The organism is Streptomyces filipinensis, assembly GCF_014649495.1.
GTDB classification, from domain to species: domain Bacteria; phylum Actinomycetota; class Actinomycetes; order Streptomycetales; family Streptomycetaceae; genus Streptomyces; species Streptomyces filipinensis.
Window position 1 is genome coordinate 1 of sequence record NZ_BMTD01000028.1, and the last position, 20,603, is coordinate 20,603.

Annotated in this window: 15 protein-coding genes and 2 pseudogenes; 3 read left to right on the forward strand and 14 right to left on the reverse strand. The window is 73.2% G+C overall.

Annotated features, from left to right (window positions below; genetic code table 11):
- The 9 genes and pseudogenes from IE244_RS37670 to IE244_RS37710 all read right to left on the reverse strand — a co-directional run.
- Positions 1-960 (reverse strand): annotated as a pseudogene (locus IE244_RS37670) (M4 family metallopeptidase); the annotation flags it as partial.
- A 317-nt stretch (positions 961-1,277) separates the two neighbouring features.
- The gene (locus IE244_RS37675; protein ID WP_191878083.1) at positions 1,278-3,041 is read right to left on the reverse strand and encodes an ABC transporter ATP-binding protein; all 1,764 of its coding nucleotides are present in this window, start codon (positions 3,039-3,041) and stop codon (positions 1,278-1,280) included.
- Positions 3,038-3,226: a hypothetical protein gene (locus tag IE244_RS37680; RefSeq protein WP_191878084.1), complete on the reverse strand. Its 189-nt coding sequence runs from the start codon at positions 3,224-3,226 to the stop codon at positions 3,038-3,040. The genes IE244_RS37675 and IE244_RS37680 overlap by 4 nt, the downstream gene beginning before the upstream one ends.
- Positions 3,223-4,929 carry an ABC transporter ATP-binding protein gene (locus IE244_RS37685; protein WP_191878085.1) on the reverse strand — a complete coding sequence of 569 codons (1,707 nt, stop codon included), beginning with the start codon at positions 4,927-4,929 and terminating at the stop codon, positions 3,223-3,225. Before IE244_RS37685 ends, IE244_RS37680 begins: the two co-directional genes overlap by 4 nt.
- Before the next feature lie 153 nt (positions 4,930-5,082).
- Positions 5,083-5,607 (reverse strand): hypothetical protein, encoded by a 525-nt coding sequence (locus IE244_RS37690; RefSeq protein ID WP_191878086.1) that lies wholly within the window; start codon positions 5,605-5,607, stop codon positions 5,083-5,085.
- A gap of 294 nt (positions 5,608-5,901) precedes the next feature.
- Positions 5,902-6,585 (reverse strand): response regulator, encoded by a 684-nt coding sequence (locus tag IE244_RS37695; protein ID WP_191878087.1) that lies wholly within the window; start codon positions 6,583-6,585, stop codon positions 5,902-5,904.
- Positions 6,575-7,825 carry a sensor histidine kinase gene (locus tag IE244_RS37700; RefSeq protein WP_191878088.1) on the reverse strand — a complete coding sequence of 417 codons (1,251 nt, stop codon included), beginning with the start codon at positions 7,823-7,825 and terminating at the stop codon, positions 6,575-6,577. The genes IE244_RS37695 and IE244_RS37700 overlap by 11 nt, the downstream gene beginning before the upstream one ends.
- Positions 7,826-7,850: 25 nt before the next feature.
- Positions 7,851-8,585, reverse strand: coding sequence for an ABC transporter permease (locus IE244_RS37705; RefSeq protein WP_031172912.1), 735 nt, complete (start codon positions 8,583-8,585; stop codon positions 7,851-7,853).
- Positions 8,582-9,490, reverse strand: coding sequence for an ABC transporter ATP-binding protein (locus IE244_RS37710; RefSeq protein ID WP_191878089.1), 909 nt, complete (start codon positions 9,488-9,490; stop codon positions 8,582-8,584). The genes IE244_RS37705 and IE244_RS37710 overlap by 4 nt, the downstream gene beginning before the upstream one ends.
- 217 nt (positions 9,491-9,707) lie before the next feature.
- On the opposite strand from IE244_RS37710, the gene IE244_RS37715 reads away from it, so the two are divergent.
- Together IE244_RS37715 and IE244_RS37720 are read left to right on the forward strand one after the other, a co-directional pair.
- Positions 9,708-11,522, forward strand: coding sequence for an ABC transporter ATP-binding protein (locus tag IE244_RS37715; protein WP_191878090.1), 1,815 nt, complete (start codon positions 9,708-9,710; stop codon positions 11,520-11,522).
- Complete coding sequence (locus IE244_RS37720) at positions 11,519-13,390, forward strand: ABC transporter ATP-binding protein (protein WP_191878091.1); 1,872 nt, start codon at positions 11,519-11,521, stop codon at positions 13,388-13,390. Before IE244_RS37715 ends, IE244_RS37720 begins: the two co-directional genes overlap by 4 nt.
- Before the next feature lie 46 nt (positions 13,391-13,436).
- Here IE244_RS37720 and IE244_RS37725 read toward each other — a convergent pair whose 3' ends face one another.
- The 5 genes and pseudogenes from IE244_RS37725 to glgX form a co-directional block, all read right to left on the reverse strand.
- Entirely contained in the window at positions 13,437-14,675 is a 1,239-nt protein-coding gene (locus IE244_RS37725; protein ID WP_191878092.1) for a putative hexosyltransferase, read from the reverse strand.
- Positions 14,676-14,713: 38 nt separating this feature from the next.
- Positions 14,714-15,481 (reverse strand): annotated as a pseudogene (locus IE244_RS37730) (dolichyl-phosphate beta-glucosyltransferase); the annotation flags it as partial.
- 70 nt (positions 15,482-15,551) lie between these two features.
- Positions 15,552-16,148, reverse strand: a complete 597-nt coding sequence (locus tag IE244_RS37735) for a hypothetical protein (protein ID WP_191878093.1) — start codon at positions 16,146-16,148, stop codon at positions 15,552-15,554.
- 9 nt (positions 16,149-16,157) lie between these two features.
- A complete protein-coding gene (locus IE244_RS37740) occupies positions 16,158-16,664 on the reverse strand; it encodes a SigE family RNA polymerase sigma factor (RefSeq protein ID WP_191878094.1) in 507 nt (168 codons plus the stop codon).
- A 112-nt stretch (positions 16,665-16,776) separates the two neighbouring features.
- Positions 16,777-19,023 (reverse strand): glycogen debranching protein GlgX, encoded by a 2,247-nt coding sequence (gene glgX / locus IE244_RS37745; protein WP_191878095.1) that lies wholly within the window; start codon positions 19,021-19,023, stop codon positions 16,777-16,779.
- Positions 19,024-19,329: 306 nt separating this feature from the next.
- Here glgX and IE244_RS37750 point away from each other — a divergent pair, with 306 nt between their 5' ends.
- Positions 19,330-20,553, forward strand: coding sequence for a L,D-transpeptidase (locus IE244_RS37750; protein ID WP_191878096.1), 1,224 nt, complete (start codon positions 19,330-19,332; stop codon positions 20,551-20,553).
- The last annotated feature ends 50 nt before the right edge of the window (positions 20,554-20,603 follow it).

Below are 20,603 nucleotides of genomic sequence, written 5' to 3' on the forward strand. Positions count from 1 at the left end.
CTTGATGCCGCTGCGGCCGAAGGTGTTCTTGTAGAAGTCCCAGGTCTCCTGCGCGCCGTAGTGGGCGTCCGCGCCCGCGGTGGCGGCGTTGGAGTTGGTGCCGTTGCCCCAGGTGTCGTTGCTCTGCGAGAACAGGGTGCCGGTACCCGAGGTGCCGTGGTTCAGGTTGTACGTCTTGTGGTTCCCGCGCGCGCCGTCGGTCAGTGTGTACGTCGACCCCGAGTGGGTCGTGGTCAGGTTCACCTGGCCGCTGTACCGGGTGTTGCCGACGCCGGTCTCGATGCCCTGGTACTCGTAGAGCTTCTTGCCGGTGGCCGCGTCGGTGATGACGTGCAGCTGGTTCGGGGTGCCGTCGTCCTGCAGGCCGCCGACGACCGTCTCGTAGGCCAGGACGGGCTTTCCGCTCGCCGCCCAGATCACCTTGCGGACGGAGTCGGCCGCCGGCCTGCTGCCGCCGAGGGCACGGGCCCGCTGCACGGCCTGCTTCTCGGCCGCGGCCTTCGGCACGGCCGGGGTGAGACCGGCGACCTTCAGCGTGGCGTCGGTGGCCTTGACGACGTCCATGGTCTTGCCCGACCTGGACTCCACGACGAGGTCGCCGCCGAGCACCGGAAGGCCGGCGTAGGTGCGCTCGTAGCGGGTGTGCAGGGTGCCGTCGGCGTCCTTGACGACGTCCTTGACGACCAGCTTCTCCTTGGCGCCGAGGCCGAGGTTCCGGGCGGTGGCGGCCGTCGTCGCGCCGGCGTGGCGTATCAGCTCGACGCGCTGCGAGGGCGTGAGCTTGACCGCGACATGGGCCGGATTCATCCTGCCCGGCTGCGGCTTCGACGGTGCGGCACTGGCGGCGCCGGACTGGACGGCGGCCGCGATCAGGGCGGCGACGCCGGCGAGGGCGACGGTGGCGGTGCGGCGTTGCGCTGCGTGGGAGGTGCGTCTGCGAGAGGAGGAACTGCTGCTCAACACTGACTCCTTCTGCGTGACCGCGGGTCGCGCGGCCAGGGGAGACCGGACGGTGGGTTGGGACGTCCGGGCAGAACAGGGCGTTACGCGGAACCACGTGCAGGCCGATCGTGCACAGCAGGGGTGGCACTGTGGGGTTGCTGTGAGTCGGCCTGGGAAGAGTGACAGGGGATCAGTGCACCTGTCAGGACCGCGTCACAAACTTGGCCGGAAATGGTTCGTTGTCCGGATGTTCATGTTCGTTATGCGAACCGTTGGTTGATCGGTGCGGGCGCCCCTTCGGTGCCCCTTCCGGTCCCTCCGTCTCCTCTGTCCCTTCACCGCCCCGCGGTGTCGCCGTGCCAGGTCCGCCACAGTGCCGCGTAGGCACCGCCGGCGGCCACCAGGTCCTCGTGCGTGCCCAGTTCCGTCAGACGGCCGTCCTCCATGACCGCCACCCGGTCGGCGTCGTGGGCCGTGTGCAGACGGTGCGCGATGGCGATGACCGTACGGCCCTGCAGGACGGCGGCGAGCGCGCGTTCGGCGTGCCGGGCCGTCGCGGGGTCCAGCAGGGCGGTGGCCTCGTCCAGGATCAGGGTGTGCGGGTCGGCCAGCACCACCCGGGCCAGGGCGAGCTGCTGGGCCTGGGAGCCGTCGGTGGAGCGGCCGCCCGCGCCCAGCCGGGTGTCGAGGCCGTCCGGCAGCTCCCGCACCCAGTCGGCGCCGACCGCGGCGAGCGCCGCCCACAGGTCGGCGTCCGAGGCGTCGGGCCCGGCGATCAGGAGGTTGTCGCGGACCGTGCCGAGGAACACGTGGTGCTCCTGCGTCACCAGCACCACCTGGCGGCGCAGCAGCTCCGGTGCCAGGTCGGCGACCGGCACCCCGCCCACCGTCACCGCGCCGGCCCCCGGCCGGTCGACGCCCGCGAGCAGTCGGCTCAGTGTCGTCTTCCCGGCGCCGGACGGACCCACCACCGCGAGCCGTTCCCCGGGCCGTACCGTCAGGTCCACCCCGCGCAGCACCTCGCCGCCGCGCTCGTAGGCGTACCGGACCGCGCGCACGTCGATGCGGTCGTCCGCCGGGACCGGCGAGCCGTCCGCGCCGTCCCCGCGCGGCGGCGCCTGCGCCAGCCCCTCCACCCGGGCGAACGAGGCGCCGCTGCTCTGCAGTTGCTCCACACGCATCAGGATCTGGTCCAGCGGCTCGGTGAACTGCCGCAGATACAGCGCCGCGGCCACCACCGCGCCCACCCCGACCGCACCCCGCTGGTGCAGCCAGCCGCCGAGCAGCAGCACGCCCGCCACGGGCACGGTGTACGTCACCTCGACCGCCGGGAAGAACACCGTCCGCAGGAACAGCGTGTACAGGCGGGTGCGGCGGGACTCCTCCAGCGCGTCCCGGCTCGCCGTGATCCGCCGGTGCCGCAGCCCGAACGCCTCGACGGTCCGGGCCCCGGCCGCCGTGGCGGCGACGATCTCCGCGACCTGGGAGGTGGCCGCGCCCTCGGCGAGATAGCCGTCCCGGGCCCGGCGCAGATACCACCGCAGCGCCAGCCGGATCGGGGTCAGCCCGAGCAGCCCGAACGCCCCGAGCAGCGGGTCCAGCGCGAAGACCGCACCCAGCACGAACAGCGCCTGCACGGTGTTGACCAGCAGCTCCGGGCCCACGTCCCGGAGCGTGGTGCCGACGATCGCCACGTCCGCCGTGCCGCGCGCCGTCAGATCGCCGGTGCCGGCCCGCTCCACCACGGACGCGGGCAGCGCCAGCACCCGGTCGACGTACTCCTCGCGCACCCGGGCCAGTGTCCGCTCCCCGAACCGGTATCCCACATACCGCGCCCAGCGGGCGAGCAGCAGCTGGGCCAGCGCGCACAGCAGGATCCACAGCGCGAGCCGGTCCACCACACCGACCCCGTGCCCGGCCCGCACCTCGTCGACGATCCGCCCGACCAGCCACGGCCCCACCAGCCCAGCCCCCGCCGCCAGTGCGTTCAGCAGCAGCGCGGCGGTGAACGCTCGCGCGTCGGCCCGGATCAGCCGTAGCGCGGCCCGCCGCACCCGGCCACGGTCGGCAACCGGCAAAAGCCCCTCGCCCGCCGTCACCGTCCGCCCCCCGTCCGCCTGTCCGCGGCCGGTGCGGTGCTGAAGGTCCGCTTGTCGGCCCGGGCCGGCCGTAGCGCGGCCCGGCGTGCGGCGACCGGCAGCAGTCCTGCGCTCGCCGTCACCGGCCGGCCCCGGTCCGCCCGGCCGGCCGTGGCCGCCGGCAGCAGCCCCTCGTCCGCCCTCACCGGACGGCCCCTTCCGTGTCCCGGGCCACGAGTGATCGGTAGCCCGGTTCCGTGGTCAGCAGGTGCTGGTGCGTGCCGGTCGCCGCGACCTTGCCGTCGACGAGGAAGACGACCGTGTCCGCCCGGTCCAGCATCAGCGGCGAGGTGGACGTCACCAGCGTCGTACGGCCCTCCCGCGCCTCGCGCAGCCGCCGGGCGACCGTCGCCTCGGTGTGCGCGTCCAGTGCCGAGGTCGGTTCCACCGCGAGCAGCACCTCGGGGTCGGCCGACAACGCCCGGACCAGCCTCATCCGCTGCCGCTGCCCGCCCGAGAGGCTGCGGCCCCCTCCCGCCACCGGTGAGTCCGGCCCGTCGGGCAGTGCGCGCACGACGTCCTCGGCGGCGGCCGCGTACAGCGCGCGCTCCAACTCCGCCTCGGTCACCGGGCGTTCGGTGGCCACGACCTCCCGCAGCGGCCCGGCGAACAGGTCGGCCTCGTTGTCCGCGACCAGGATCCGGCGCCGTACCTCGGCGAGCGGGACCGCGTCGAGCCGTACCCCACCCCAGGTGGCGTCGGTCGCCCCGAAGCGGCCGAGCCGGTCGACCACGGCGGCGGCCTCGGCGGGCCGGGCGGCGGCCAGCGCGGTCAGCCGGCCCGGCGCCACCCGTACCCCGGACGCCGGGTCGTGCAGCTCGGCCGGTTCCCCGGGCGCGGCCAGTGTGCCCTCGTCCGGCTCCGACTCCAGTCGCAGCAGCCGTACGACCCGGCGCGCGGCCACCACGCCCCGGTTGAGGTCGTAGGTCATCTGCACGAGGAAGGCCACCGGCCCGATCAGCACCGCGACATAGCCGTACACGGCCACCAACTGGCCGATACTGAGCTGCCCCTGTGCGGTGAGCCGGGCCGCGAGCCAGGTCACCACGGCCAGGAACAGGGTGGGCAGACCGACCCCGAGCGCCTGCACCCAGCTGGCCACCGCACCCACCCGGTACCCCTGCGCCCGCAGCCGCCGGGAGTCGGCCCGGAAGGCGTCCGAGACCAGTCCCTTCCCGCCCAGCCCGTTGAGCACCCGCAGCCCGCCCGCGAGGTCGCCGATGCGCGCGGTGAGCACGCCCTGCCGTTCCCGGTAGACGCTCTCCGCGCCCTGCATGCGCAGCGTCAGCGGCCCGGTGACCAGCGCGATCACCGGCAGCCCGAGCAGTACGACGGCGGCCAGCGGCGTCGAGACCGTGAGCAGCAGCCCGGCCACCACCGCGTACACCACGGCGGAGCCGACGCCCGGTCCGACCACGGTCAGGGCCTGTGCGACGGTCTGCACGTCGCCGACCCCGATCGTCACCACCTCGCCGGCCCCGGCCCGGCGCCCCAGCGCGGCCCCGAGCCGGACCACATGGCCCACGACCACCTTCACGGTGCGGAAGTTGGCGTCCATCCGGACCCGGGTCATCGTGCGGTGCCGCATGATGCTCAGCCAGGCGTTCACCGCCCCGACCGCGAACATCACCGCGGTCCAGGCGGCCAGCACCCCCAGCCGCCCCGGCACCAGCCCGTCGTCCACGGCCCGCGCCATCAGATACGGCTGCGCGGCCAGCAGCACCATCCACACACTGCCCAGCACCGCCCCGGCCACGGCCCGCCCCGGCTGCCGTCGCACCAGCCACCACAGGTACCACCAGCCACCGCGGGTGTCGGGCCTGCCCGGATCCTCGTACGCGTCGATCATCCATCCCCCGCTCGGCTCGGCGTCGCCGGGAAACCTCGAAGGTATCCAGGGTGGGACGGGTGCTCCAACGAATAAAGGGCCGCTCGGGGGCGGCCGGTTGCGGGGCCGGCGCCCGCCGGAGGAGGGCGGCCGGCCCCGCGGGGGAGTACGGGCTCAGCTCAGGCCGAGGCTGGAGAGGGCCGTCGTCCAGTCGGTCATGATGGCGTCCTGGGCGTCGGCGAGGCTGACGTCACCGGCGCAGACGGCCTTCTTGAGCTTGTTCTCGACGGTGTCCTTGTCCGAGGAGGCCTCGTCGCCGTAGTGCGGCTCGGGCCAGAGGTTCTGCTCGCTCCTCGGGGCGCCCCCGAGTTCGAGCGGGACGAAGTGGTCCTCCTCGTAGTCCGAGAGGCTGGTGTCGGAGTAGCCGTACTCGACGATCTGCTTCTTCTTCAGCGCGGTCGTGTAGGAGCTGGGCGGCCGTACGGTCGCGGTCCAGCCGGAGACACAGATGGTGGAGTCGATGGTGTCCTGGGTGACGTCGGGGTTGAGGGCCCCGGGCGTACAGGCGGAGTCGGGCAGGGGGAGGTAGTCCTGGCTGCAGCTCGCGGCGTGGGCGGTGCCGGTGGTGACGCTGAGGCCCGCGGCGGCGAGGGCGAGGGTGGAGAGGGTGGTCACCAGGGGGCGCGGTATTCGGGACAAGTGGGGTCTCCCGGTGCGGTGCCCGGCAGAGGTTCCGGGCGGTCGTGAGCATGACAGCACCGGGATTGTCTATGCGAGTAGACCCCTTTGCCCGACCGAGGGCTCCTTTGGTTGAACGTTTATTCGCGCGAGTGCGACGGAAGGCGCGGCCTTGGCCTGGCCTTGACGTGAGGGGGCGCGGCGTGGCCGACGGGCCCCGCGAGGGCTCGTGAGCCGGTCCGCCGCAGGACGTGACGGCTCGTCAACTACATGCCGTGGCCCGGGTGAACAGCCGTTGAACCGGCAGTGCCCGGATCAGTTCGGGCCGGACTCGCCCGCCATGCCCTGGGGAGGCCGGCCCAGGATCCCGCGGTCGTACCCCACCGCCACCGCCGCCGCCCGGTCGTTGACGCCGAGCTTGGCGTACAGGTGGGTGAGGTGGGTCTTGACCGTGGCCTCGCTGATGAACAGTTCGCGGGCGATCTCCCGGTTCGAGGTGCCCCTGGCGACCAGGGCCAGGACCTCGCGCTCGCGGGCGGACAGGGGCTCGGCGTCGGGCCGGCGGGGGGTGCGGACGGCCTGGACCAGGCGGGAGGCGACGGCGGGGGAGAGGACCGTACGGCCCTCGGCGGCGGCCCGGACGGCGGTGAACAGCTCGTCGCGCGGGGCGTCCTTGAGGAGATAGCCGGTCGCGCCCGCCTCGATCGCGGGCAGGGTGTCCGAGTCGGTGTCGTAGGTGGTGAGGACCAGGACCTTGGCGCGGGCGCCGCGCCGGGTCAGTTCGCGGATGGCGTCCACCCCGGAGCCGCCGGGCATCCGCAGGTCCATCAGGATCACGTCCGGGTCCAGGGCCGCGGCCCGGGCCACCGCCTCGACGCCGCTCGCGGCCTCGCCGAGCACGGTGAAACCGGCGGCGGAGTCGAACATGCCGCGCAGGCCGTCGCGGACGACCGGGTGGTCGTCGACGATCAGCAGGGAGACGGGAGATTCAGCGGTCATCACCCACCAACGGTACGCGAGCCGACACCGCCGTACCGTGCCCCGGCTCCGACTCCAGCGTGAGGGAGCCCGCGATGCGTTCGGCGCGGGCCCGCATGCCGCCCAGGCCGAAGCCGCCGCCGCGCGTCCGCTCCGGTACGGCGGCTGGGTCGAAGCCGGTGCCGTCGTCGCGGATGTCGAGGGTGACCTCGTCGCCCATGAAGGACAGGGTCACCCCGGCCCGGCTCGCGCGGGCGTGCCGGGCCGTGTTGGACAGGGCCTCCTGGGCGATGCGCAGCAGCGTCGCCGAGACCTCGTCGTGGAGGTGTTCGGTGGTGCCGGTGACCGTGAAGTCGGCCCGTACACCCGTGCGTTCGCCCCACTCGGCGACCGTCTTCTTCAGCGCCTCCGGCAGGCCGTCCGCGGCCAGGGCGACCGGGGCCAGGTTGTGCACCGAGCGACGGGCCTCGCCCAGGCTGTGCCGGGCGAGCGCCGAGGCCCGCTCCAGATGGGTGCGGGCGGTGGTCAGATCGGGGGCGTTCGCCACCACCTGCAGCTGGGCGATGATCCCGGTCAGGCCCTGCGCGATGGTGTCGTGGATCTCGGCGGCGAGCCGGCGGCGCTCGTCGGCCACCCCCGCCTCCCGCGCCTGCACGAGCAGCTGGGCGTGCAGCGCGGCGTTCTCGTCCAGCGCCTGCTGCAACGCGGTGTTGGTGCGCTCCAGTTCTTCGATGGTTTCGGCCTGGACCACGGAACGGGTCTGCTCCTGCAGGGCGTACCGCGTGAACACGCTGACCATGCCCATGTTGACGGCCAGGACCAGGAAGAAGCCGACCCACAGGAACAGCCCGTGCGGCGGCCAGCCGCCGATCTCGCTGCCGGCCATGGTGACGGCGGTCAGGAAGAGACCGGGCAGCACCAGCCGGTTCGGCAGGTCCCGGGTCGCGGTGTAGTAGCCGGTCACGGCGTAGAAGGCGAAGAACGGGTTGGCCCAGGTCAGTACGAAGGCGATGGCCCAACGCAGCAGGTAGAGGAAGACACCGATCCGGCTCGGGTCCGGCCGCTTCCGCCTCACCCGTCCCCAGTACAGCTGCAGCAGGACAGCCGCGGGCACGAGGACGGCGCAGACGACCATACCGGGCCGGTCCATGCGGACCGCGCGGGCGGAGAGCGCTGTCGCGACGGCACCGACGGCCAGCAGCGCCCAGGGCCCCCACGTGTCGAACGAGGCTCGGTACTGCTGGAGCGGGGTGTTCGTCATGCTCCCAGTCTCCGGCATGACTCGCTCACTCCCAGCGGAACCAGCGCGCCGCCCCCGCCGTCAGCAGCACCGTCCAGCCCGCGAGCACGCCCAGGTGCCCCCAGCCGGGCCAGTCACCGGAGGCCGCCTCGCCCAGCGCGCGGGCCGCCGCACCGAACGGGGTGAGCTGCACCACCCGGGCCAGCGTGTGCGGCATCTCCTGGACCGGCAGCCACACGCCCGCGCAGAACATCATCGGGAAGAACACCGCCGAGCCGATCGCGCTCGCCATCTTCGTGGTGCGGGACAGCGCCGAGACGACGGAGCCGAGGGCCAGGGCCGCCCCGGTCGTGAGCAGCAGCGCCAGCAGGTACCCGGCCGGCTGCTCGGGCAGCCGCACGTCGAAGGCCAGCCGGCCGACGACGAGCGCGAGCAGCGCCGAGCCCAGCGCCACCGTGCCCAGCACGACCATCGGCGCGGACAGCAGGGCGGAGGGCCGTACCGGGGTGAGCCGCATCCGGCGCAGGATGCCCCGCTCCCGGTGGCCGGTCAGGACCTGGGGCAGCGACTGCACCCCGGACATGATCAGGGCGACCAGGACGGTGATGGGCACGTAGGCGTCGACCGGCCGCAGGCCGCCCAGGGACTTGTCGGCCTCCCGGAACGACGGGATCGAGCCGAGGATCACCAGCAGCAGCGTCGGGAACAGGAAGATCCAGAACACGGCCGCGGGTTCGCGGCGGAACAGGCGGAACTCGGTGCGCAGGACGGCGGTGTTCATGCCGCGGCCTCCTTCGTCAGGTCCAGGAAAGCGTCGTCGAGGGTGGCGTCGAGGACACGGAGCTGATGGGCGGTGATGTGGTGCCGGGCGAGCAGGGTGATGACCGCGTTGACGGTCTCGTCGGTACCGGAGAGCGTGATCCGGCCGTCCTTGTGCTCGACGGAGGCGATGGCCGGGAGGGCGGCGAGCTCATGCTCGTCCAGCGGCGCGGACGGGGTGAAGCTGATGACGGTGGCGCCCGCCGAGCGGCGGATGAGCCCGGCCGGTGTGTCCAGCGCCGCGACCCGCCCCTTGTCGATGACCGCGATCCGGTCGCACAGCCGCTGCGCCTCCTCCATGAAGTGGGTGACCAGCAGCACGGTGACCCCGCTCGCGCGCACGTCCTCGATGAGCTGCCAGGTGTCGCGGCGGGCGCGCGGGTCCAGGCCGGTGGTCAGCTCGTCCAGTACGACCACCCGCGGACCGCCGACGAGGGCCAGCGCGATGAACAGCCGCTGCTGCTGCCCGCCGGACAGCTTGCCGAACCGGGTGCCCAGCCTCGCCGTCAGTCCCAGGCGTTCGGCGAGCGGCCGCCAGTCGGCCGGGCGCGGGTAGAAGGACGCGTACAGTTCCAGCGCCTCGCGTACGGTCAACTTGGGCTGGAGTTCGCTCTGCTGGAGCTGGGCGCCGAGGATCCTGACGACCTCGTCGTGGTCGGCCACGGGATCCAGGCCCGCGACCCGGACCCGGCCCGCGTCGGGCACCCGCAGCCCCTCGACGCACTCCACGGTGGTCGTCTTGCCGGCGCCGTTGGGGCCGAGGATCCCGAAGATCTCGCCCTCCTCCACGGCGAACGAGACGCCGTCGACCACGGCCCGGCCGCCGTAGGACTTGCGCAGATCGGTGACTTCGATGACGGATGGCATGGCTTGAGCATCCCGGGCGGGCCGGGTCCGGCACATCGGCCGGCCCGCTCGGGACGGCATCGTCCGATCGGTTGACCCCGCCCTACGACCCTCGTTGGCACCGCCCTACGACCCCCCTGTGCGGATGCTCGAACAGGCAGGTCGCGGGACCGGCGGGTGGCCTGGTCCGGCCGAAACTCGGTGGGCGATGTCCGTGCCGGTCCGTACGCTCGCGGTGATGCCCACGACACGTGCAACCACCGAGGACCGCTCCGCCGTCCGCACCCTGCTGCGGCTGTGGCCGTACGTCCGGCCCGTACGGGCGCGGCTGTTCACGGCCGCGTTCGTCGCGATCGTCGCCTCCTGTACCGGGCTGGTGATCCCGCTCGTGCTGAAGTGGATGGTGGACGGGCCGGTCGCCGACCGGGACCCGGCGGGAGTCTGGTTCGGGGCGCTGTGTCTGCTCCTCCTCGGCATCGCCGAGGCCGTCCTGTTCGGCATACGGCGCTGGCTGGTGGCCCGTCCGCTGTCGCACGTCGAAGCGGAGATGCGGGCCGGGCTGTACCGGCATCTGCAGCGGCTGCCCGTCGCCTTCCACGACCGCTGGGCCTCGGGCCAGCTGCTGTCGCGGGGCACGACCGACCTGATGCTGCTGCGGATGTTCCTCGCCTTCCCGCTGACGTTCCTGCTGGTCAACGGGATCACGATCCTCGCCGGCATGGTGATCATGCTGATGCAGGACTGGGTGCTGGGGCTGGTCATCCTCGCTCCCGTCATCCCCGTGATGTGGACCTGCGCGGCCTTCGAGCGGCGGTACGCCCAGGTGGCGCGGCGCGCGCAGGACCAGGTCGGTGATCTGACGACGGTGGTCGAGGAGAGCGTGCTCGGCATCCGCATCATCAAGGGCTTCGGCCGGCACCGCAGCCAGGCCCGGGCGTTCGGCGAGCTCTCGCTCTCCCTGCGTGGCACCGAGCTGCGCAAGGCGCGGCTGCTGGCCGCCATCTGGGGTGTCATCGTGACGCTGCCGGAGCTGGCGATCGGGGCCGCGCTGGTGCTGGGCGCCGTCCGGGTGGCCGACGGCGAGCTGTCGGCGGGCACGCTGGTGGCCTTTCTGAGCACGGCGCTCGCCCTGCGCTGGCCCGTCGACTCGATCGGCTTCCTGCTGGCGATGAGCCAGGAGGCGGCGACGGCCACGGAGCGGTACTTCGAGGTGCTGGACGAGGCGCCGGAATCCGCTGGGGAGGCACCCGCCGGCGCGGCGGGCGGCAGCCCGCGCCCGGCCGGCCGGCCCACCGGGCTCCGCTTCGAGAACGTCCGCTTCCGCTACCCCGACGCACCCCCCGACTCCGCACCCCTCCTCGCCCGGATAGACCTCCACATCCGTCCCGGCGAGTCCATGGCCCTCGTCGGAGCGACCGGCAGCGGCAAGACCACGCTCACCGCCCTCGTCCCCCGCCTGCACGAGGTCACCTCCGGCCGCATCACCCTCAACGGCGTCGACATCGCCGCCATGCCCCGCGAGGAACTGCGCGCCAAGGTCGCCGTCGCCTTCGAGGAACCCACCCTCTTCTCCACGAGCGTCGGCGAGAACGTCCTGATGGGAGCCCCGGACGGCGCCGGAGAGGCGGACCTCGAGCGCGCGCTCGCCGTCGCGCAGGCCGACTTCGCGCACGCCCTCCCCCAGGGCACCGACACCCGCGTCGGCGAGCAGGGCCTCAGCCTCTCCGGCGGCCAGCGCCAACGCCTCGCGCTGGCCCGCGCGGTGGTCGCCCGACCGGAGTTCCTGGTGTTGGACGACCCGCTGTCCGCGCTGGACGTGCACACGGAGGCCGCCGTGGAGGCCGCGCTGCGGCGGGTCCTCGCCGACACCACCGCGCTGATCGTGGCCCACCGCCCGTCCACCGTGCTGCTCGCCGACCGCGTCGCCCTGCTCTCGGGCGGCCGGATCGCTGCCGTCGGCACCCACCAGGAACTCCTGCGCCACAACGCCGAGTACGCGCGTCTGATGTCCGCAGACGCCGGGTACGCCGGGGAAACGGAGGACTCCCGTTGACCACCACGACCGCCTCCACGCCCACCGCGGAGGACGACGAACTCCCCGGCGCACGCCGGGAGGACGGCGGCGGCGACGGCGACGCCTTCGACCGGGACGTGCTGCCCGCCCCGCCCGGCGCCACGGCCGCCCTGCTGCGCTCCCTGCTCGCGCCCCTGAAGGGCAGGGCCGCCGTGACCACCCTCCTGCTGCTGTTCCAGCAGGCGGTGGCGCAGGCGGGCCCGCTGCTGGTGGCGTACACCATCGACAACGCCGTACCGGCCTTCCGGGACCACCGCCACGGCCCGCTGATCGCGGTGGCCGTCGGCTATCTGCTGTGCGCGCTGCTCTCCGGCGCGCTGCAGTTCGCGTTCATCGAGGCCTCCGCCCGGGTCAGCCAGGACGTGCTGCTCGACCTGCGGAGCCGGATCTTCCGGCACGCGCAGGCACTGAGCATCGACTTCCACGAGCGGTACACGTCCGGACGGCTGATCTCCCGCTCCACCACCGACGTCGAGTCGCTGCGCGAACTCCTCAACGAGGGGCTGCAGGAGCTGGTGACCGTCGTGCTGTCCTTCGTCTACATCGCGGCGCTGCTGCTCTGGCTGGACCTCGGCCTGGGCGCCGTCGCGGTGGCCTCCTTCGTGCCGCTGTACCTGCTCGTCCGGCTCTACCAGCGGCGGGCGGGCCGGGTGTACCGGGCGCGCTCGACGGCGATCGCGGCCGTGATCGTGAAGTTCGTGGAGACCATGAACGGCATCCGCCCGGTGCGCGCCTTCCGCCGGGAGGCCGCGAACGACGGCGAGTTCGCCGCTCTCAACCGGCGGCACGAGCGGACGAACGGCGACGCGCTGCTGGAGATGGCCCGCTATGTGGTCGGATCGCGGCTGGTGGCCAACACGGCGGTCGCGGGAATCGTGCTGTGGGGCGCCTACCGGGTGGCGTCCGGCTCGCTGGAGCTGGGCGTGCTGGCGGCGGCGGTGCTGTATCTGCGCCGGCTGTACGACCCGATCGACCGGCTGGGGATGTTCCTGAACTCCTACCAGTCGGCGGCGGCCTCCCTGGAGAAGATCGCCGGGCTGCTGGCGCAGACCCCGTCCGTGCCCGAGCCGTCCGAGCCGCGCGGACTCCCGCCCGCGCGGGGGGACTTCCCCGGCCGCGAGGTCGTCTTCGACGGCGTCCGGTTCGCCTACCGCACCGGCGGTGAGGTGCTGCCCCGCTTCACGCTGACCCTTCCGGCGGGACAGACGGTCGCCGTGGTCGGCTCCACGGGCGCCGGCAAGTCCACCCTCGCCAAGCTCCTCGCCCGCTTCTACGACCCCTCCGACGGCCGCGTCCTGCTGGACGGGGTGGATCTGCGCGAGCTGTCCGTGCCGGAGCTGCGGCGCGGGGTGGTCATGGTGACCCAGGAGGCGTTCCTGTTCTCCGGCACGGTCGCGGACAACATCGCCATCGGCCGGCCCGACGCCACCCGCGAGGAGATCGAGCGCGCGGCGAAGGCGATCGGCGCGCACGAGTTCATCAGCGCGCTGCCCGACGGCTACGACACCGACGTCCGCAAGCGCGGCGGGCGCATCTCCGCGGGGCAGCGCCAACTGGTCGCCTTCGCCCGGGCGCTGCTCGCCGATCCGGCGGTGCTGATCCTGGACGAGGCGACCAGCTCGCTGGACATCCCGGGCGAGCGGGCCGTGCAGCGGGCGATGTCGACGGTCCTGCACGGCCGCACAGCCGTCGTCATCGCCCACCGGCTGTCCACGGTGGAGATCGCGGACCGGGTGCTGGTGATGGAGCACGGCCGGATCGTCGAGGACGGCAGGCCCGCCGAACTCATCGCCGGCACGGGCCGGTTCGCGGACCTCCACAAGGCCTGGCGGGAAAGCCTGGCCTAGCGGATCGCCCTGGGGCCGGGGGGCAGCCGACCGCTCGCGACCGGGATCACGGCACCCCCAGCTCGAAGAGGGCGTAGCCGGCGTACGACCCGGAGGCGAGCGCCGCGATGCCGAGCAGGGTGCACTGCAGGGGCAGGTTCAGCCGGCGCATGGCCACCGCGAGCGGCAGGAACAGCGGGAAGCAGGGCAGCAGGTAGCGGGAGATGTTGGCGACGATCTGCTGGCTGCCGAGGACCAGGGCGAGCGTGAGGACGGTGTACACGACCAGCACCGCCGGCGGGCGCAGCCGCAGCAGCAGCGGCAGCAGTGCGGCGGCGAGCAGGATGACGCCGACCGCGATGACGTCGGCGAAGGGATACGCGAAGAGGTAGTCGAACTTGCCGACCGGCACGGACGTCAGCACGTCCAGGGTCTGTTTCCCGTAGTCGAAGCTGTGCGCCCAGGCGCCCGACTGGAGCTTGAAGTAACCGCCCAGGTCACCCATCCGGTTCCCGACCCAGAGCAGATAGCCGAACAGTCCGAGCGGGGCCACGGCCGCCGCGAGCAGCGGGCGCAGGGCGCCTTCCTCGCGGCGGCGCAGCGCGAGCAGCGCGGCCACACCCAGCCCGGCGATCAGCGCGGCGGCGGTGGGCCGGTTCAGGCCCGCCGCGAAGGCGAGGACTCCGGCGGTCAGCCAGCGCCGGGTCATGACGGCGTAGCAGGTCCAGACGGCCAGCGCCACGTAGAGGGAGTCGGAGTAGACGGCCCACTCCACGCCGGAGCCCGGCCACACCGCCCACAGTCCCGCCGCGGCGAGTCCGGCCCGCCGCCCGCCGAACCGCTCGGCGACCGCGTAGACGCCGAGGGCGGCGGCGAAGGAGGCGAGGACCGACACCACCAGCCCGGCGCCGTACGAGCCGAGGCCGGTGACGGCCATGACCATTCGGATCAGGGCCGGATACAGCGGGAAGAACGCCGCCGAGTTGCCCTCCAGCGTGATCAGTCCGGTGGCGCCGGGGACCGGGACGAGCCGCGGGTCGTAGCCGTGCAGGGCGATCTGCTGGTACCACCAGCCGTCCCAGGTGGCCAGCACGTCCCAGGCGTGCGCCCCGCCGCCGAACCGGGGGTTCTTGGTGCGGTAGTCCCCGGCGGAGGACAGCAGGTACATGAAGGAGCAGAAGCCGGCCAGCTTCAGCGCGCCGAACAGGGCGAGCACGGGGCCGTGCCGGCGGGCGGCGGTCCGCAGCCGGGAGCCGGCCGCGGGCGCTGCGGCGGGGGTCTGGGCGCGGGGCAGCGTCCCGGTCACGGGGTGACCGGCCCGGTGCCGGGGCGGCGGGTGGGCGTGCGCCGCATCCGTACGATCCCGCGCAGGTCGGCCAGTGCGGTGGCGACGATGTCGACACTGCTGTCGGGGTCGTCGACCCAGTCCACCGGGACCTCGTGGATCCGCAGGCCCGCCCGCTCGGCCAGCACCAGCAACTCGGTGTCGAAGAACCACTCCCCGTCGCGCACCAGCGGCAGCAGCCGCTCGGCGACCTCGCGGCGCACCGCCTTGAAGCCGCACTGCGCGTCGGAGAAGCCGACGGCGAGCGTGCAGCGCAGCAGGATGTTGTAGCAGCGGGAGATGACCTCGCGCTTGGCGCCGCGCACCACGCGTGCGCCGGGCGCGAGCCGGGTTCCGATGGCCAGGTCGGAGTGGCCGGATATCAGCGGCGCGACCAGGGGCAGCAGCGCCGCCAGCCCGGTCGACAGGTCCACGTCGAGGTACGCCAGCACGGGTGCCCGCGATCCCGACCAGACCGCCCTGAGCGCCCGGCCGCGGCCCTTCTCCGGCAGCCGCACCGAGACCACCTCGGGCAGCTCCTCGGCGAGCCGGGCGGCGATGCCCGGGGTGCCGTCGGTGCTCGCGTTGTCCGCGATGGTGATCCGGAACGAGTAGGGGAAGGTGTCCCGAAGATGCGCGTGCAGCCGCCGGACGTTCGGCTCCAGGTCCTTCTCCTCGTTGAACACGGGCACGGCCAGGTCCAGGACGGGCTCCCCGGCCTCGGTCGGCAGGGCCGCGTGCCGGGGTGCGGGCGTCAGGGCCGGCAGTCGGCTCGGTCGGAGTTTCATCACGTTGTTCCCCGTTTGTTCGTGTTGGTCGGGCATGCCGAAGGCACGCGGGTGGGATGCGAGCCGGTGATCAGCCGGACGGGCTGACCACCGAGGAGGGGTCGTCGGACGGTCCGGCCGGTGTGTTCTCCGTCGCGGTGACCGGCGGTGTGGTGGTGGCGGTGTCCCGGGCGGTGGCCGTGGCGGACGGCTGTCCGTACGTGGGGGTGGACGAACTCCCGTCCGCCCCGGGCGCGTTTGAGGCCGTCGCGGTCGACTCCGGGGGAGCGGAGTCCGTCGTGAGGGACGACGGCGGCCCGCTCGGCGGCTCCGACGTGCTCGGCGGCGGGCTCGGGGTGGTGGTCGTCGAGGCGCTCGGGACGGGTGCCGGGCTGACGGCGGGGCGGGGGTGCGGTGCGCTGGGCCGGTCGTCGGTGTGGCCGTGCGGCCACAGGAACAGACCGAGGCCCAGCCCGGCCACCGCCAGCACGGAACCGGCCGCCCGGCGCGCCGCGCGCACCCGGCGCCGGGTCCGCACACCCGCGTGCAGCCGGTGCCGGTGCCGGGCGTCGAAGGCCACCTGTTCCTGGGGGCTGTGCATGAGCCGCGTCAGCTGCCGTTCGAAGTGGTCCATGCCGTCCACGCGATCCGTGTGACCCCGCTCCTGCATGTGCTTCATGTGCTCCATGGGTCCCCCTCACCCCACCGGCTCGATGACGTCGGCCAGCAGCCCGCGCAGCCGGGCCACCCCGCGCGCGGCATGGGACCGGGCGGTGCCCACCGGGCAGCCCAGGACCTCCGCGACCTGCCGGTCGGGCAGGTCCTGGTAGTAGCGCAGGACCACGGCGGCCCGCTGCTGCGGGCTCAGGCGCGCGAGCGCCTCCTCCAGCCGGGACCGCTCGGCCACGGTCGCCGACATGTCGCCGGCCGCAGCCACCTCGGGCAGTTCCTCCACGGGCCGCTCGCCCCACCAGCGCCGCCGGGCCGAGCGGGCCGCGGCGCGCGCCAGCACCGTGCGCACATACGCCTCCGGCGCCTCGTCGGCGACCTTCGGCCAGACGAACCACAGCTTGACCAAGGACTCCTGCAACAGGTCCTCGGCCCGGTGCCGATCCCCTCCGGTGAGCAGACGGGCCAGATGGAACAACACCGACCAGCGGGCCGCCACGAACGCGTCGTACTCACCGGCCCGAGTCTGCTCCATCCTCACGGTCCCCGTTCTCGCCGGCTGTCTACACCAGGAGAAAGTCCCTGGACCCCCCGGGACGCTGCACTCGGCGGGCGTGATCCGCGTCACGCACAGCTCTCACACAGGCTCAGAACACCCTCAGCAGCAGCACCGCGCGCTCCGGCACCGTGACCTCCGTGCCCGCCGGATGGACCGTCCCCGGTGCCTGCGCCTGCTCCTCGCGGGAGGTGTCCACGACCACCTCGTAGCGTTCCGCCCACGGCGGTCCCGGCAGGACGAAGCCGGTCGGAGCGTCGCCCGCGTGCAGGACCGCGAGGAAGCTGTCGTCCACGACCGGCGCACCGCGCTCGTCCCGGCCCGGGATGTCCCGGCCGGAGAGGTACATGCCGAGCGTGGCCGCGGGGGCGTACCAGTCGCCCTCGGTCATCTCCGCACCCCGCGCCGTGAACCAGGCCAGGTCGCGCAGCCCGTCCGCCGAGTGGGCGCGGCCGGAGAAGAAGGCGCGGCGGCGCAGCACCGGGTGGCGGTGGCGCAGCGCGATCAGGCGGGAGGTCAGTTCCAGCAGGGGCCGCCAGGCCGGGTCGTCCCGCAGGGACCAGTCCAGCCAGCTGATCTCGTTGTCCTGACAGTAGGCGTTGTTGTTGCCGCGCTGCGTGCGCCCGAGTTCGTCGCCGGCCACCAGCATGGGCACACCGGTGGACAGCAGGAGTGTCGTGAGCAGGTTCCGCAGCTGGCGGCGGCGCAGGGCCCGGACCCGCTCGTCGTCCGTCTCGCCCTCCGCCCCGCAGTTCCAGGAGCGGTTGTCGTCGGTGCCGTCGCGGTTGCCCTCGCCGTTGGCCTCGTTGTGCTTGCGCTCGTACGACACGAGGTCGCGCAGGGTGAACCCGTCGTGCGCGGTGACGAAGTTGACCGAGGCGTACGGGCGGCGGCCACCCCAGGCGTACAGGTCGCTGGAGCCGGACAGCCGGTAGCCGATCTCCCGGACGTCCGGCAGGGCGTGCCGCCAGAAGTCCCGGACCGCGTTGCGGTAGCGGTCGTTCCACTCGGTCCACAGCGGGGGGAAGGCGCCCACCTGGTAGCCGCCGGAGCCGATGTCCCACGGTTCGGCGATCAGCTTGACGCGCCTGAGCACCGGGTCCTGGGCGATCACCGCCAGGAACGGGGAGAGCATGTCGACGTCGTGCATCGAACGGGCCAGCGCCGCCGCGAGGTCGAAGCGGAAGCCGTCCACGCCCATCTCCGTCACCCAGTAGCGCAGCGAGTCGGTGATCAGACGCAGCACCTGGGGCTGGACGACGTGCAGGGTGTTGCCGCAGCCGGTGTAGTCGGCGTAGCGGCGGGCGTCCTCCTGCAGACGGTAGTAGCCGCGGTTGTCGATGCCCTTCAGGGACAGGGTGGGGCCCAGTTCGCCCGCCTCGGCCGTGTGGTTGTAGACCACGTCGAGGATGACCTCGATGCCGGCCGCGTGCAGTGCGCGCACCATGCGCTTGAACTCGCCGACCTGCTGCCCCGTCGTACCGGAGGCCGCGTAGGCGGCGTGCGGGGCGAAGTAGCCGATGGAGTTGTAGCCCCAGTGGTTCCTGAGGTCCCGGCACAGCAGGTGGTCCTCGTGCGCGAACTGGTGGACCGGGAGCAGTTCGACGGCCGTGACACCCAGCCCCACCAGGTGCTCGATCGCCGCCGGGTGCGCCAGGCCGGCGTAGGTGCCGCGCAGGTCCTCGGGTATGCCCGGGTGCAGTTTCGTGAAGCCGCGCACATGCAGCTCGTAGATCACCGAGTCCGCCCAGGGTGTCTTGGGCCGCCGGTCGTCGGACCAGTCGTCGTCATCGTGCACGACGACGCCCTTCGGGACGTACGGCGCCGAGTCCCGGTCGTCGCGCACGGTGTCGGCGATGTACTGCTCGGGCCAGTCCCGTACATGCCCGTACACCTCCGGCGGCAGCGCGAACTCGCCGTCCACCGCCCGCGCGTACGGGTCAAGCAGCAGCTTGGCCGGGTTCCAGCGGGCGCCGGTCCACGGGTCCCAGCGGCCGTCCACGCGGTAGCCGTACCGCTGCCCCGGCATCACGCCGGGCACGAAGCCGTGCCAGATCTCGTGCGTCAGTTCGGTCAGCGGGACCCGGGTCTCCCGGCCCCGCTCGTCGAACAGACAGACCTGGACCGCCTCGGCCCCGCCCGCCCACAGCGCGAAGTTGGTGCCCGCGACCCCGTCCGGGCCGACCCGGAACCGGGCGCCCAGCGGCGTCGGGGCGCCCGGCCACACCGCCGGGGCCGGCACCGCGGCGCGCCGGGCGCCGTTCACCACGGCAGGCTGCTGCCCGGTCCCGGTGGCCGGCTCCCCGGCCGGTGCCCGCTGCTCGGCTGCGCTCGTCACGTGTCGGCCCCTCTTTCAGTGGCTCGCTCCCGGGGCGGCGCGGTCGGCCGGGCCGACGAGCCGAGGGTGCCCCGCGGAACCCTCGGCCGGCCGGTACGGCTGCGCCCCGACGGTAGGGGGCGCCCTCCGGCTCAAGTCGGCGTCGGCCGTCCGGTTCCGTCCCTTCTCGCAGCCGACCTGATCCGGAGGGCGCCCTCTCCGGCGCGGGCGCGGCGGCTCCCCAGCGTGTCGTCCTTCCCTCTGTTCTGCCCAGTGCGTGCGTCGCACTCACGTTTCCCCGGAGCAGGCCCCGTCGTTGAGTCCCGCGTGAGGCACGTACAAGGACGCGCGCGGCGCGCGTGGGTCGCGCTTGCCGCCGTAGTGACATCGGCGGCACTGCTGGCAGGCTGCTCTTTCGGGGGCTCCGGCCCCCTCGGGCTGGGCGGAGCGCTCGGCAGACCCCCGGCACCCGAGGACGTCATCCATGTCACCCCCGACGACGACAGCAAGGCCGTCCGCCCCGATCAGCGGCTGCTGGTCCGGGTGCCCGACGGGCGCCTGGAGAAGGTGACCGTCGTGCGGTCGCAGGACGCCCAGGACTTCCCGGTCCCCGGGCACATCGGCGAGGACGGCATGACCTGGCGGCCGGACCAGGACCGGCTGGCGCTCGCCGCCAAGTACACCGTCGACGTGGTGGCGCGGGACGCGGGCGGCCGCCGCTCGGCCCGGCACACCACCTTCACCACACTCGTCCCGGATGAACGGTTCATCGCCTACGTCACTCCCGAGAACCGCGCCACCGTCGGCACCGGCATGATCGTCTCCCTCACCTTCAGCCGGGAGATCACCGACCGCGCCGCCGTGGAACGCGCCGTCCGGGTCAGCGCCCGCCCGGCCGTGGAGACCCGCCCGCACTGGTTCGGCAGGAACCGCCTGGACTTCCGCCCCGAGCAGTACTGGAAACCCGGCACCGAGGTCACGGTCGACCTGAACCTGCGGGACGTCCAGGGAGCACCCGGCGTCTACGGGCTGCAGGACAAGTCCTTCTCCTTCACCGTCGGCCGCAGCCAGGTCTCGGTGGTGGACGCGGAGGAGCACACCATGCAGGTGCGCCGGGACGGCCGGCTCCTCGCCACCGTGCCGGTCACCGCGGGCGCCCCGAAGCACCCCACCTACAACGGCAAGATGGTGGTGATGGACATGCTGGAGGTCACCCGCATGAACAGCCAGACGGTCGGCCTCGGCGCCGAGTACGACATCCCCGACGTCCCGCACGCCATGCGGCTCACCGACTCCGGCACCTTCCTGCACGGCAACTACTGGAATCCGGACGCTCCCGGCGTCGTCAACGTCAGCCACGGCTGCGTGGGGCTGAGGGACGTCAAGGGCGGCAGTTCGGACACCCCGGCGGGCTGGTTCTTCGACCGCAGCCTCATCGGTGACGTCATCGAAGTCGTCAACAGCAAGGACAAGACGGTCGCTCCCGACAACGGCCTCGGCGGATGGAACCTGTCATGGCAGGAGTGGAAAGCGGGCAGCGCGGTGAAGTAACCAGGTGAGGGGCCGGGTTCGGGCGGCGGTGGCAGGCGGAAGTTGCGACG

Excerpts from the sequence above, each read along its gene's own strand:
- IE244_RS37685 (WP_191878085.1), bottom strand. The coding sequence starts at position 4,929 with ATGATCGACGCGTACGAGGATCCGGGCAGGCCCGACACCCGCGGTGGC.
- IE244_RS37695 (WP_191878087.1), bottom strand. The coding sequence starts at position 6,585 with ATGACCGCTGAATCTCCCGTCTCCCTGCTGATCGTCGACGACCACCCG.
- IE244_RS37700 (WP_191878088.1), bottom strand. The coding sequence starts at position 7,825 with ATGACGAACACCCCGCTCCAGCAGTACCGAGCCTCGTTCGACACGTGG.
- IE244_RS37705 (WP_031172912.1), bottom strand. The coding sequence starts at position 8,585 with ATGAACACCGCCGTCCTGCGCACCGAGTTCCGCCTGTTCCGCCGCGAA.
- IE244_RS37710 (WP_191878089.1), bottom strand. The coding sequence starts at position 9,490 with ATGCCATCCGTCATCGAAGTCACCGATCTGCGCAAGTCCTACGGCGGC.
- IE244_RS37715 (WP_191878090.1), top strand. The coding sequence starts at position 9,708 with ATGCCCACGACACGTGCAACCACCGAGGACCGCTCCGCCGTCCGCACC.
- IE244_RS37735 (WP_191878093.1), bottom strand. The coding sequence starts at position 16,148 with ATGGAGCACATGAAGCACATGCAGGAGCGGGGTCACACGGATCGCGTG.
- IE244_RS37740 (WP_191878094.1), bottom strand. The coding sequence starts at position 16,664 with ATGGAGCAGACTCGGGCCGGTGAGTACGACGCGTTCGTGGCGGCCCGC.